The 13,159-nt window shown below is 62.8% G+C and carries 9 protein-coding genes and 1 pseudogene; 7 read left to right on the forward strand and 3 right to left on the reverse strand.

What is annotated here, in order from left to right:
• Positions 1 to 30 precede the first annotated feature (30 nt).
• The 4 genes from QOL81_RS23255 to QOL81_RS23270 all read left to right on the forward strand — a co-directional run bounded on the left by QOL81_RS23255 (position 31) and on the right by QOL81_RS23270 (position 6,908).
• Positions 31 to 1,278, forward strand: a complete 1,248-nt coding sequence (locus tag QOL81_RS23255) for an SrfA family protein (protein ID WP_197757774.1) — start codon at positions 31 to 33, stop codon at positions 1,276 to 1,278.
• Positions 1,278 to 4,223, forward strand: coding sequence for a virulence factor SrfB (locus QOL81_RS23260; RefSeq protein ID WP_060424595.1), 2,946 nt, complete (start codon positions 1,278 to 1,280; stop codon positions 4,221 to 4,223). Before QOL81_RS23255 ends, QOL81_RS23260 begins: the two co-directional genes overlap by 1 nt.
• Entirely contained in the window at positions 4,220 to 6,400 is a 2,181-nt protein-coding gene (locus tag QOL81_RS23265; RefSeq protein WP_197784584.1) for a virulence factor SrfC family protein, read from the forward strand. The genes QOL81_RS23260 and QOL81_RS23265 overlap by 4 nt, the downstream gene beginning before the upstream one ends.
• A 94-nt stretch (positions 6,401 to 6,494) precedes the next feature.
• Entirely contained in the window at positions 6,495 to 6,908 is a 414-nt protein-coding gene (locus QOL81_RS23270) for a VOC family protein (RefSeq protein WP_060424441.1), read from the forward strand.
• On the opposite strand, the gene QOL81_RS23275 is transcribed toward QOL81_RS23270, so the two are convergent.
• Complete coding sequence (locus QOL81_RS23275; protein ID WP_283440040.1) at positions 6,905 to 7,588, reverse strand: Crp/Fnr family transcriptional regulator; 684 nt, start codon at positions 7,586 to 7,588, stop codon at positions 6,905 to 6,907. The two genes, QOL81_RS23270 and QOL81_RS23275, sit on opposite strands and share 4 nt — an antisense overlap.
• A 161-nt stretch (positions 7,589 to 7,749) precedes the next feature.
• Between QOL81_RS23275 and QOL81_RS23280 the strand changes: the two genes are divergently transcribed.
• Entirely contained in the window at positions 7,750 to 8,691 is a 942-nt protein-coding gene (locus tag QOL81_RS23280; RefSeq protein ID WP_283440041.1) for a nucleoside hydrolase, read from the forward strand.
• Positions 8,692 to 8,700: 9 nt separating this feature from the next.
• Positions 8,701 to 9,693, forward strand: a complete 993-nt coding sequence (add, locus tag QOL81_RS23285; RefSeq protein ID WP_283440042.1) for an adenosine deaminase — start codon at positions 8,701 to 8,703, stop codon at positions 9,691 to 9,693.
• Positions 9,694 to 9,721: 28 nt separating this feature from the next.
• Here the strand turns inward: add and QOL81_RS23290 are convergent, their stop codons facing one another.
• Complete coding sequence (locus tag QOL81_RS23290) at positions 9,722 to 10,921, reverse strand: BaiN/RdsA family NAD(P)/FAD-dependent oxidoreductase (protein ID WP_283440043.1); 1,200 nt, start codon at positions 10,919 to 10,921, stop codon at positions 9,722 to 9,724.
• 300 nt (positions 10,922 to 11,221) lie between these two features.
• On the opposite strand from QOL81_RS23290, the gene pitA reads away from it, so the two are divergent.
• Positions 11,222 to 12,724, forward strand: a complete 1,503-nt coding sequence (gene pitA, locus QOL81_RS23295) for an inorganic phosphate transporter PitA (protein ID WP_033636373.1) — start codon at positions 11,222 to 11,224, stop codon at positions 12,722 to 12,724.
• A 44-nt stretch (positions 12,725 to 12,768) separates the two neighbouring features.
• Here pitA and QOL81_RS23300 read toward each other — a convergent pair.
• Positions 12,769 to 13,159, reverse strand: a pseudogene (locus QOL81_RS23300) (IS4 family transposase); the annotation flags it as partial.

A 13,159-nucleotide genomic window follows, 5' to 3' on the forward strand; every position in this document is an offset into this window, starting at 1 on the left:
TTTTTGCAGAACAGGACAAGGTGCGGTGCCGTGGTGAAACCCTTCTTACGCAGTGGCAGTTTGGATGATGTGCTGGCTTTAGGCGAAAACGGGCAACCGGTCTACGCCTGCGCGCAGCAGCTGCGGGAAACCCTGCGTCTTCGCCGGCAGCAGCAGGCCGCCGACTGTCTGGCGATCCCCCAGCCGAACGAAAGCGGCACCCGCATCGACTGGTATGCACCCTTCCCCGGCAAGGTCACCTCCTGGCTGGCGGCGAGCGACGCCCAGCGCGCACAGGCGGTGCGCCACCTGGAACACTGCCTGACGACCTTCCGCAGCCTGACGGAACAGGCCCAGGCGACCGATCACCCCAGCCATCGCCTGTTCGGCGCGCTGCTGGTCAAAGCGATGCACATGCCTGATCCCAACCACGTTTATCTGGTGGACGACCGGCCGGTGCTGACCTTCTGGGGCTTTATCAAGCCGCAGGCGCAGAGCCCGGACGATCCGTTGGCCTGCCTGCGCCCGATCGAAGCAGAGGTGAAAGTCGAAGTGGAAAAACCGGCGCCGATCGCCGCCGCTCCGCGTAAACCGGCCGTTGTCGAACCGGTAAAACCGGCCCCGGCCGCCGAGCCCGAACCGGCGTCCGCCCCGGCAGCGCCTATCGAATCCCCTGCCGCCGTTCGCCCGCGCCGGCGCTATGCTCTCTGGCTCTTGCCCGTACTGCTGCTAGGCAGTGCGGCGCTGGCCGCCTGGCTGCACCGCTCGCCGCCGCAACCGGCGATGCCGGCGGAGGTCCAGCATCCGGCGCCGCCGGAAAAAGCCGCCGCGCCGTTGCCCAAGCTGCGCTTGCCGCTGGCGCACGCGACGCTGATGCCGCCGCCACCGGCGCCGGTCATCCCGCAGCCGGCGGACAAAAATGCGCTGGTGCTGCCGCCCGAGGCGGTGAAGGCCGGCTCCACCCGTTTCCTTAACGGCAAATGGCGCGCCACGGTGGCGCTGAAAGACCCGATCACCGGCAAACGCCCCGGCCTGCAATACCGTCTGAACGGCGGCAAAGGCAACGCCATCATCGCCTACGGCGACGGCGTCAGCTGCCGGGTGGCGGTCGAAGCCGGGCTGATGCAGTCCGGCAATCTGGTGATCAACAGCCGCACCAAGGCGCGCTGCAGCGACGGCAGCCGCTACCAGATCCCGGAGATCGTTTGCCGCCAGGGCGAAACCGGCGCGGCGGAGTGCACCGGCCGCTACGATGCGGACACCACCTATCCCATGACGTTCAAGCGCGAGAGTAAATGATGCTGGCACCCCTTACGGACTACAAACACGGCATTACGCTGATTCAGGACAGCGGCATTCAGTTTCTGGACTTTGCCCTGACGCCGCTGCTGGACGCCGAGTTTCCCGGCAAATTCGTGCGCAAGACCGCCAGCGGCCCGCTGCTGCGCCTGCAATGGGAGGCCGAGAGCGGCAAATACCAGCTGCCGGCCGTGGGCGACCAGGCCGCCGAAGTGGTGCGGCCGGAGTTCAGCTATCCGCTGCAGCAGTCGCTGCGCCTGCTGGATAAGCTCTGGCTGCCGCTGCCCTTCTTGCGCCACACCCCGGCAGGCCTGTTTTTGTCGGGCCCGGACAACTGGGCGCGCCTGCAGGTGGTGCAGCTGGATGAACCGGATCAGGACGGCAACCTGCTGCGCGTGGTGCTGGCCTTCGACACCCGCGCCGCCGCGCCCGGCCAGGAGACGCTGGCGCCGGGCGAAAGCGATCTCGGCACCGGGCTCAACTTCGCGCTGGCGCACCGCAACCACGAACTGGGCGAGTTTCTCGATCTGACCTGGGTAGACGGCTGGCTGCGCGAAGCGTTCAGCCAGCGCGCCGCCGAGCGGGAGCAGCGTGCCGAAGTGGAGATCAACGCCGGGCTGAAAACCTTCGAGTATCAGGCGCACTACCTCAATCTGCTGCACATGCTCGGCCATCAGCTGGCGGTACCGCAGATAAAGATGGTGGCGGCGACGTTGCAGCAACCGGCGATCGACGTCGATCTGGTGCTGGACGTCGGCAACTCGCACACCTGCGGCGTGCTGGTCGAAGACCACCCGGAAGAGAGCAACGGCCTGAAGCAAACCTACGAGCTGCAGCTGCGTTCGCTGTCCGAACCGCACCGCGTCTACAACGAACTGTTCGAGAGCCGGGTGGAGTTTTCTCAGGCCAGCTTCGGCAAGCCGCATCTGTCGTTCCAGAGCGGGCGCGACGACGCCTTCCAGTGGCCCTCCATCACCCGCGTCGGCCGCGAAGCCGCGCAGCTGGCGCAGCGGCGAACGGGCCATGAAGGCACTACCGGCATTTCCAGCCCGCGCCGCTACCTGTGGGACGAGGAGCGCTATGCGCCCGGCTGGCGCTTCAACGAGCGGCACGAGCCGATGGCCGCCGCCGCGCCGTTGACCACCCTCATCAACGACGAAGGCGTGCCGCTGTCCGCCCTGCCGACGGCGCAACGGCTGCCAGTGTTCGCCGCCCATTACAGCCGCAGCGCGGTGATGACGCTGATGCTGAGCGAGCTGCTGGCGCAGGCGCTGATGCAGATCAACAGCATCGCCCAGCGCAGCCGCATGCCGAACGCCGCCGCGCCGCGCCGTTTGCGCGCCATCATTCTGACGCTGCCTTCGGCCATGCCGAAGCCGGAGCGCGAGATCTTCCGCCGCCGCATGCAGGAAGCGATCGGGCTGGTGTGGAAGTCCCTCGGCTGGCACCCTCAGGATGCGCCGTTCGACGGCGCGCACGTCCGCTTCCCGGTGCCTCAGGTGCAGATGGAGTGGGACGAGGCCACCTGCGGCCAGATGGTCTATCTGTACAATGAAACCCAGGTGAACTTCGCCGGCCGCACCGACGCCTTTTTCGCCGCCATGGCCCGGCCCGACCGGCCGCTGGCGCCGGGTGAGCAGGCGGGAAAAACGCTGCGCATCGCCTCCATCGACATCGGCGGCGGCACCACGGATCTGGCGATCACGCACTATTCGCTCGATGACGGCGTGGGCAACAACATCAAAATCAACCCGCGCCTGCTGTTCCGCGAGGGCTTTAAAGTCGCCGGCGACGATATCCTGCTGGACGCCATCCAGCAGTTTATCCTGCCCGCCGTGCAGCAGGCGTTCGAAGCCGCCGGCGTGAGCGCCGCCCCGGCGTTGATGGACAGGCTGTTCGGCAACGAAGGGCGCATGGACGGGCTTTCTACCCTGCGTCAGCAGGCGGCGCTGCAGATTTTTATGCCCGCCGGACGCGCGCTGCTCGGCGCCTATGAAGAATACGATCCGCTGGACAGCCGGGCGGAAATCGCCGCCAGCCTGGGCGATCTGCTGCCGCAGCCGCCGACGCCGCAGGTGCTGGCGTTTATCAACGGCGAGGTGCAGCGCGAAGCCGACAGCGACGCCTTCGATATTCTGCACACCCCGCTGGTGATCCGCCTGGCCGATCTGCACGCCGCCTTCTTGTCCGATCGCATCGGCATCGGCCGCTGCCTGCGCCTGTTGGCCGAGGTGGTGGCGCTGTATACCTGCGACGTGCTGCTGTTGACCGGCCGCCCGGCGCGTTTCCCCGGCGTGCAGGCGCTGCTGCGCCATCTGCAGCCGTTGCCCGCCAGCCGCATTCTGCCGCTCGAGGGCTACCACACCCGCAGCTGGTACCCGTTCAACAAGCGCGGCCGCATCGACAACCCGAAATCCACCGCCGCGGTAGGTGCCATGCTGTGCCTGTTGGCGATCGACCTGCGCCTGGAGAGCTTTTACTTCAACGTCGGCGATTTCCAGCCCTACTCCACCATTCGCCATCTGGGCATGCTGGACGGCAACAACATGCTGGCGGACGATAACGTCTATTACCGCGACATCGATCTGGATCGCGCCGACTTCGTGCTCGACCCCGCCGGCAGCTTCCAGCTGCGCGGCCCGCTGCGCCTGGGCTTCCGCCAACTGGACAACGAACGCTGGCCGGCCTCGCCGCTCTATACGCTGACCATTAATGACGCCCAGCTGGCGCGCAAACTGGCCGGCGATGCGGTGATCACCCTGCGGCTGGCCATTACCGCCAGCGCCGAACAGGGCGCAGAAAGCGTCAAGATCGCGCAGGCGTTGCTGGCCGACGGCAGCCCCGTCCCGGCGCACCACCTGCAACTGAAACTCAATACCCTGGCTGCCAGCGCCTCCGGCGCGACCCACTACTGGATAGACAGCGGGAGCATTTACCCACGATGAAAGCTACCACTACCGCCCAATCGGCCCCGAACCACGCACTCAGCACCGGCATTCTGCAGGCGATCGCCTGGGTGGACGCCGCGCGCCGGCAGTCCACCCGTCTGGAACAGGAGGCGGATCGCCTGACGCTGCGCCTGCGCCGTTGCCATAACCGCGCGCTGCAATTGGCGAATGCGCAGCCTGAGCAGGTCGCTATCGGCCTGTACGGCCACAACGCCGCCGCCAAGGCCCACCTGCTGGCGGCGCTGGCCCCCGGCGCAGAAAGGCTGCACGCAGACGCCGCGCTGGCGGTGCGTTACGGCGCCGCCGCGCCGTCGCCGTGCGCCGAGTATCCTCTCGCCCTCGCGCTGCTCGATGAAGCGCAGTGGCTGGCCATCACGCTCGATGCCGCCACGATGGGCGGCTTCCGGCTGGACTGGGACGCCCGCGCGATCGCCGGCCATCTGCAAGCGTTGGCGCGCCACCGCCAAACCGTCGCCCTCGACGGCCTCAGCGACAGCGATGTACTGACGCTGTGGGATAGCCAACGCCGCCACGGCGACAAGGGGCAACAGACGCTGGACAGGCATTTCTGGCCGCAGGCCGTGGCGCTGGCGCCGCAGCTGAGCATCGACGATCGCGCGCGCCTGTTTGCGCCGCTGTGGGGAGAGGAAACAACGCTGACGGCGCGTTATCGCCAGCTGGCACACACGCTGCATGCCCTCGGCGGCAGCCGACAGGTTCATGCTCCGCACCGCGCCTTGCCGCTGCTGGCCGCGAGCGCCACAGCGGAAAACGCGACGATCGTCGTGATGGCCGAACACGGCGGGGAACGGGAGATCGCGCTGAGCGATCTGACCTGGCTGACCGCCGAAGTCACCACCGTTCTGCCGCAAACGGCGCAGACGGGCCTGCCCGCCGACGTGGCGCTGATCGACCTGCCCGGCAGCCGCGCTTGCCCGCAGGCGGAACCGACGCAGCGGCTGCAACAGGCGAAACGCGCCCATTTGCTGACCCGCTGTGCAGACGGCCTGCACGCCAACCTGTTGCTGGTAGCCGATGCGGCCGCCACGCCACAGGACGCCGCCCGCATCGGCCAGGGGCTCGCCAACTGGGTCAACCAGACTCAGGGGGAAACCCCGGCGCTGCGCCAACGCCGCAAACCCGGCCTGATCTGGGCGATCACGCCGTTTGATCAACGCGGGGAAGGCAAAACGCGCCCCGACGACGCCGTACAGCGCCAGGTCGGCGAGCCCGGCGACAGCTGGGCCACGCTGCTGGCGCTGGATGAACAGGATTGCCGCCGTATGGTGAGCTACCTGACCGCTCAGGCGCGCCCGGCCCAGAAGCAAGCGCGCCTGCTCGAACAGCGCGAAGAATTGCAGCGCGAGCTGACGGAAAGCCTGCTCGGCAACTGGCTCACCGCCGCCGATCCACACGCGGCGCAGCAACGCGGCCAGCAGCTGCTGCGAGCGCTGCAGGCGCAGGCCGGCCGCCACGGCGAACTGCTGGAACGGCTGTTACCGCAGCGCGATACGTTGCGCCAGCTTTATCAGCAACAGCAGCACGCCGCGCCGGCCCCGACGGCGACGCCAGCGCCGTTCGGGCTCGATATCGATCTGTTCGGCGCACCGGAAACCCCGGCGCCCGGCGAGCCCCCCGCGTCATCCTTTGCCGCGCGGGTATTCGCGGATTGGATCAACCATCTGCGCAGCCTGCCGGACAGCCGTCGGTTGCTGGAGCTGCTCGGCGTCGAAAAACCGCACCTGGAACTGCTGGTCGATGCGCTGATCGGCGCCGCCTGCCGCCTGCGGCTCGATGATGAGCTGGAGAACGCGCTGTGCGCCGGGGGCCTGCCGGAACAGAGCGAAGATCGGCAAATCAGCCAGGCGCTGGCGATACTGGGCGACTTCGTCGCCTGGCTCGGCTTCCAGCGGCGCGATGCGGCAACGCGCCCCGAGAGCCGCGTCAATCCCGGCCAGCCGATCTTTACCCCACCGCCGCAGCCGGCGGTGGACTGGAGCCGCCAGCAGCGGTTAACCCGGCTGGCTCCGACGCCGACCAAAAACACCGCGTTTTATATCTATGACTGGCTGATCGGCCTGCAAACCCTGCTGGCGGAGAATGCGGCGACGGAAAGCGCGCTCGGCGAGGCGCAGCGCGCGGCGTTGGAAGAGATCGTGGCGACTCTGCGCTAAGCGGCGGCTCTGGCTGCAATAGGGGGAGAAAACAGGATAAATCGGGCGTTGCCGATTATGCTGATGAGTAACGCCGTGATTCTGGGAGAAAATCATGCCCCCTTTCAGCCTGAAGACTATCGACCATGTGGTTCTGCGCGTGCGCGATATGCAGAAAAGCCTGCATTTTTATACCCAGATCGTCGGCTGTGATATCGCCAAACGGCGGCCGGATTTGGGGCTGATGCACCTGCGCGCCGGGGCGGCCATGATTGATCTGGTCGACGTTAACGGCCAGCTTGGAAAAAAAGGCGGCGATGCGCCCGATCCTCACCGGCAAAATGTCGATCACCTCTGCCTGCGCATCGATCCTTTCAACGAAGACGAACTGCTGGCCTATCTGCGATCGCAAGGGATCGCCGTCGATCCCGCTGAAACGCGCTACGGCGCGGAAGGCGACGGGCCGTCGATTTATTTCAGCGATCCGGACGGCAATCGCATCGAGCTTAAGGGGCCGGCGATCGGCTAGATCCTGGCGCTCCCGTTGATGTCGGCCAGCCGTTGGCTATCCACCACCCGTAGCGATTTGTTTTTAAACTGAATAATACCGTCCGCCGCGAGCTGCGCCAGCGCGCGGCTCAGCTGCCTGACGGAGATCCCTAATCTGCCCGCCAGCAACTCCCTGTTTTCGAGCTGAATCTGCACGCCTTCCTGCTTTATTTTAAATAACAAAAATTTGCGCAGCTTATATTCTGCCGTTAAGCCGCCGCTCGCATGCAGCAATGAAGCGTTAAGCAGCTTGTCGCTCAACTGCCGGCACATAAAGGCGAGGAAAACAGGATCGTGCATGGCCAGCTCTTTGATGGCCTCGATAGGCAGCGTGAAGAGCAGCGCGTCCGTCACCGCATGAACGGTGCTGAACACCGCCCGCTGCGCCTGGGAGAACAGCTCCAGATCGCCTATCACGGAGAAATCCGTTTCGAAGGAAAAGACGATGTGCATGCCGTTCACATCGTAATTCTCAACCTGCAATTTTCCCTGCACGAGAAAAAACAGGTGGGTCAACCGATCGCTTTGCGTCACCAGGTATTCACCGGCCTCGACCCTGACCAGGCGCAGGGCGGCCAGCAGCGGGGGCGAAAGCACCGTTCGCAGATCGTGGGCTTCGATAAACGCTTCTTTCAGCTTGCTGTCACCGACAGTTTTCACGGCGATTCACTCCCAAGGCTTATCCGTTAACGTCTTGCATCCTATCTTTTCGGCTGCGCCCAGAATAGCCGGCGCGCTTCAGAACGAAACAGGACATCTGACCTTTTTTGCCTCGGGCCGTCTGGGTATTTTCTCCGCAGCCCCCCCCCAAGGAGAGTGCCATGCGACATATTTTGATAGATACCGATACCGCCTCCGACGATGCCGTCGCCCTGCTGATGGCGTTGCGCGAGCCTGACGTGAGGGTGGAAGCGATCACCACGGTCGCAGGCAACTGCCCGCTTGAACAATGCGTCAAAAATGCGCTTATCTGCGTGGAAAAAGCGGGAACCTATGCCCCTCCGGTATACGCCGGCATGGCGAAACCGCTGTTCCGCACGCGCTATCACTCGCACCACATTCACGGCGAAGACGGCATGGGCGACATGGCCTTGCCCGACCCGCAGCTGACCGCCGCACCCATTCATGCCGTAGACGCCATCATCGACTGCGCCGCACGGCTCAATGGCGAGCTGGAAATCGTCACCCTCGGGCCGCTGACCAATCTCGCGATGGCGGTGCTAAAAGCGCCCGCGCTGGCCGAACAAGTGAAAAGGGTTTATGTCATGGGCGGTTCCGGGCTGACGCCGGGCAATATTACCCCGCTGGCCGAATTTAACTTCTACGCCGACGCTGAGGCCGCCCATCTGGTGTTGAATGCCGGGCTGCCCCTCACGCTCGTCGGTTGGGAGATCGGGATGGGAGAAGCGTTTATTGGCGAGGACGATATTGAACGATTGCATCATCTCTGCGAACTGGGGCTCTTTGCCGTGCGCTGCAACCGCACGCTGATGGCGTTCAACGCCGGGCGCACAGAGCGTAAAGGCTTTGATTTGCCCGATCCGACCACCATGGCGGTGGCGCTCTACCCGGATATCGTCGAGACCAGTCTGGAGGCGTATTCCTGGGTAGAATATAAAAGTGAAAGGTCTTACGGCCATTACGTCATTGATTCCACCCATCTGACCGGCGAACCGGCCAATGCCCGCGTGATCACCCGCATTAAACCCGGCCGGTTTAAAGAAAAACTGTTTTCGTTGTTATCTCAGCCGTTAATGAAATAAGTGGCCCGTATGAAATTCGATCCAAGAAAATTGAAGAAAGTGGAATTACACGTCCATTTGGATACCTGTTTAAGCTACCACTATGTCAAAAAGATCGACCCGCAAATAACCAGAGCGGCCTTTAATCGGCAATTTATCGCGCCGAAACGATGCGCCGATCTCGGAGACTTTTTAAACAAGATCGCACCGCAAATAGACCTCCTGCAGACGCGCCAGGCGATAGCGCTGGCCGTCGATGACTTGTTCGCGCAGCTGGCGGCAGATAACGTCATCTATGCGGAAGTGCGCTTTGCCCCGCTGCTGCATACCCGGATGGGATTAAGTGGTGAAGCGGTGGTCGAGACGGTGCTCGCCGCGATGCGTGACGCCGCGCAAACTTACGGCGTCGCCGCCGGGCTGATCCTGTGCACGCTGCGGCATTTCGATGCGGCCGCCAGCCTGCAAACCGCCGGGCTCGTGGTTAACTTTCTGGGCCGCGGCGTGGTCGCGCTGGATTTGGCCGCCGACGAAGCGCGTTACCCGCTGGCCAATCACATAGCGGCCTTTCGGGCGGTGCGCGAAGCCGGCGGCAACGTCATCGCCCACGCCGGTGAGGCGAAGGGCGCCGACAGCGTACGGGAAACGCTGGATAGGCTGCAGGTGTCGCGCATCGGCCACGGCGTCAGGAGCATCGAGGATGCTGCGCTTATCGAGCGCCTGGTAGCCACCGGTGTCCTGCTCGAGATCTGCCCCAGCTGCAATCTCGTCTGCAATCTGTTCGACAGCATCGACAGTCACCCGATAGACCGGCTGAAAAGGATGGGAGTGCGGCTGAACGTGAATACCGATGCGCGCACCGTCGCCGATACCACGCTGAACAAAGAGTACCGGCTGTTGCATGACGCCTTCGGCTGGCAGGATGACGATTTTAACCGCAGCAACCGACAGGCGTTGGAAGCGAGTTTTCTCGACGGCGATACTAAAATGAAATTAATGAATCAGCTCAAGGCCGGGCCAATGTGACCCGGTACGTTTCAAGGCTGAGCGGGTTTTAACGCCCCTGCGCCGCCAACGCCTGGGCGCACGCCCAGGCAGAGCTCCAGGCCCACTGGAAGTTGTAGCCGCCCAACCACCCGGTCACGTCCACCACTTCGCCGATAAAATAGAGCCCCGGCGCCTTGTGGGCTTCCATCGTCTTGGAGGAAAGTTCGTTGGTGTCGACGCCGCCGAGCGTCACTTCCGCCGTGCGATAGCCTTCGGTGCCGTTCGGCTGCACGCGCCAGTTCTGCAACAGATCCACCAGCGCCGCCTGCTGCGGCGCATTCAGCTGCTTCAGCGTGGCCTCCGGCAGTTGTCCCAACGTTTGCAAGCATTCCACCAGCCGTTTCGGCAAGTGCAACGCCAGGGTGTTTTTCAGGCTTTGATTCGGATGCTGGCGGCGCTGGTCATCCAGGAAGGCCGCCAGATACAGCTCAGGAAGTAAGTTAACGCTCACATACTCACCCGGCTGCCAGTAGTTGGACAGCTGCAACACCGCCGGGCCGGACAGGCCGCGATGGGTGAACAGGATGCTTTCACGGAAGCTGACGCCGTTCTCGGCGGTGATCACTGCCGGCACCGAGACGCCGGACAGCGTCTGCACATGCTCCAGCAGCGGCTTATGCAGGGTAAAAGGCACCAGCCCGGCGCGCGTCGGCAGCACCTTGAGGCCGAACTGCTCCGCCAGCTTGTAACCGAACGGCGAAGCGCCCAGCCCCGGCATGGACAAACCGCCGCTGGCCACCACAAGTGAGCGAGCACTTACTTTTTCACCATTCAGCGCCAGCGTGTAGCCATGTTCGGTTTTCTCCACGCCCAGCACTTCGCTGCGCAGGCGCATCGTCACCTGGCCCAGCTCGCACTCTTTGACCAACAGATCCACCACCTGCTGCGCCGAGTCGTCGCAGAACAGCTGCCCCAGCGTTTTTTCATGGTAGGCGATGCCGTAGCGGTTGATCAGATCGATGAAGTCCCACTGGGTGTAGCGCGCCAACGCCGACTTGCAGAAGTGCGGGTTGTTCGACAGATAGGCCGCCGGCTCGGCATACATATTGGTAAAGTTGCAGCGCCCGCCGCCGGACATCAGGATCTTGCGGCCCGGTTTTTTGCCGTTGTCGAGCAGCAACACGCGGCAACCGAGTTGCCCCGCCTGCGCGGCGCAAAACATGCCGGCGGCGCCCGCCCCAATCACTACGACATCAAACTGTTCCACCTGAGCCTCACTTATCAAAACCACAATCGCGACAAAAGAGCGCCATATTACGCCGTTTCGCCGCCGGTCACCGCCAAATTCACGGCGGCAGATTGTAAAGCCCCGGCGCCGCCAACGCCATAGTAAGAAAATATTACAGAGGTCAGAGGAGAATAACGCGTTGATATTCCATATTTTTGTTATAGACACGCCCTCATTTCGTCATGTCCAAATCAAAAAAACGTCATATTTTCCTTTTCCCCGGCCCCGGTTGTCACTGATAATGCGCGGCGTTCATGTCCACAAACTGGCGTAACGCTTATGCTGCATTTGTTCGCTGGCCTGGATTTCCATACCGGCCTGATGTTAATTCTCGCATTGTTGTTCGTGTTGTTTTATGAAGCCATCAACGGTTTTCATGATACGGCCAATGCGGTCGCTACAGTTATTTATACCCGCGCCATGCGCTCGCAACTTGCGGTCGTGATGGCAGGTTTGTTCAACTTTCTTGGCGTAATGCTCGGCGGTTTGAGTGTTGCTTACGCCATCGTCCATTTGCTGCCTACCGATCTGTTGTTGAACGTCAGTTCAGCACACGGATTAGCCATGGTCTTCTCCATGCTGTTGGCGGCAATCATCTGGAACCTCGGCACCTGGTATTTCGGTCTGCCGGCCTCCAGTTCCCATACGCTGATAGGCGCAATCATCGGTGTCGGTTTAACCAACGCCCTGATGACCCACACTTCGGTGGTGGATGCGCTTAACGTCCCGAAAATGATTGGTATTTTCCTTTCTCTGCTGTTCTCGCCGCTGGTCGGCATGATGGTGGCGGGAGTGATGGTGTTCGCCTTGCGCCGCTATTGGAGTGGCACCAAGAAACGCCAGCGTATCCACATGACCCCTGCGGAACGTGAAAAGGTCGACGGCAAACGCAAGCCGCCGTTCTGGACCCGTATCGCGCTGATCCTGTCGGCGATTGGCGTCAGCTTCTCGCACGGCGCCAACGACGGCCAGAAAGGCATCGGCCTTATCATGCTGGTGCTGATCGGCGTTGCGCCGGCCGGCTTCGTGGTCAATATGAATGCAACCGGCTATGACATCACCCGTACGCGTGATGCCGTGACCCACCTGCAGCAATATTACCAGCAGCACGGCGACGCGCTGTCGCATGCGGTGTCGCTGACGCCGCTGGTGCCAAGCCCGGATGATGAAGCTGCGCCGAACAAGCCGGCTGAGTTCCACTGCGACAGTTCGCGCGCCATGCCGGCGATCGAGCTGGCTCAGGGCATGCTGACCAACCTGCAAAGCTACGATCAGCTGACGGTTGAGCAGCGCAGCCACCTGCGCCGCCTGCTGATGTGCGTGACCGACACGGCGGATAAAGTCGCCAAGCTGCCGGAAACCTCATCCGCCGACCAGCGCTTCCTGAAGAACCTGCGTCAGGATCTGCTGCAGACCGTCGAGTACGCGCCGATGTGGATCATCGTCGCCGTCGCGCTGGCACTGTCGCTCGGCACCATGGTGGGCTGGAAACGCGTGGCCACCACCATCGGCGAGAAGATCGGCAAGAAAGGCATGACCTACGCCCAGGGCGTGTCGGCCCAGATGACCGCAGCGCTGTCGATCGGCGTGGCGAGTTATACCGGCATGCCGGTCTCCACCACCCACGTCCTCTCTTCGGCGGTTGCCGGGACGATGATCGTGGACGGCGGCGGCGTGCAGAGCAAAACCGTGAAGAACATCCTGTTGGCCTGGGTACTGACCCTGCCAATCTCGATTCTGCTTTCCGGTGCGCTGTATTGGGTCGCGTTGAAGCTGATCTAAGCGATAAGCATCATGAGAAAGGCGGCCGAAAGGCCTAATGCTTGTCAGTTAAGCTTTTGAGGAAGCCGCAACGTATAACGTTGCGGCTTCTTTTTTACTGCCCGCGGGTAATGCCTTTGCCGTCGAGAAGGAAGTACGAAGCTCCCCGCCATTGCCAGGATATCATTCATTATCTTCGGGACTTTCCCTGGGGCAACTGCCGGAAGCAGGCTCAGTTGGGCCGTCAGATATAACGCAGCCTGTTTAAAACCGATTTGATAAGGCTCTACATGCTTCAGGCTGTTAGCCATCTGCGCCATCATGAAGCGCAGCAGGTTATAAGCCAACGCCACGCCCCACAGTTCCTGCCTGACCAACTCCGGCTTTTTGCTTCTCAGAGTCAGTTCGTTCTGCAGCAGATACTGCTTCATCTCCCTGAAGCCATGTTCTATCTCC

This window comes from Serratia sp. CC22-02, from assembly GCF_900182895.1.
GTDB lineage: Bacteria > Pseudomonadota > Gammaproteobacteria > Enterobacterales > Enterobacteriaceae > Serratia > Serratia nevei.

Coding starts and splice junctions, on each gene's coding strand:
- QOL81_RS23260 (WP_060424595.1), top strand. CDS start 1,278: ATGCTGGCACCCCTTACGGACTACAAACACGGCATTACGCTGATTCAG.
- QOL81_RS23265 (WP_197784584.1), top strand. CDS start 4,220: ATGAAAGCTACCACTACCGCCCAATCGGCCCCGAACCACGCACTCAGC.
- QOL81_RS23270 (WP_060424441.1), top strand. CDS start 6,495: ATGCCCCCTTTCAGCCTGAAGACTATCGACCATGTGGTTCTGCGCGTG.
- QOL81_RS23280 (WP_283440041.1), top strand. CDS start 7,750: ATGCGACATATTTTGATAGATACCGATACCGCCTCCGACGATGCCGTC.
- add (WP_283440042.1), top strand. CDS start 8,701: ATGAAATTCGATCCAAGAAAATTGAAGAAAGTGGAATTACACGTCCAT.
- pitA (WP_033636373.1), top strand. CDS start 11,222: ATGCTGCATTTGTTCGCTGGCCTGGATTTCCATACCGGCCTGATGTTA.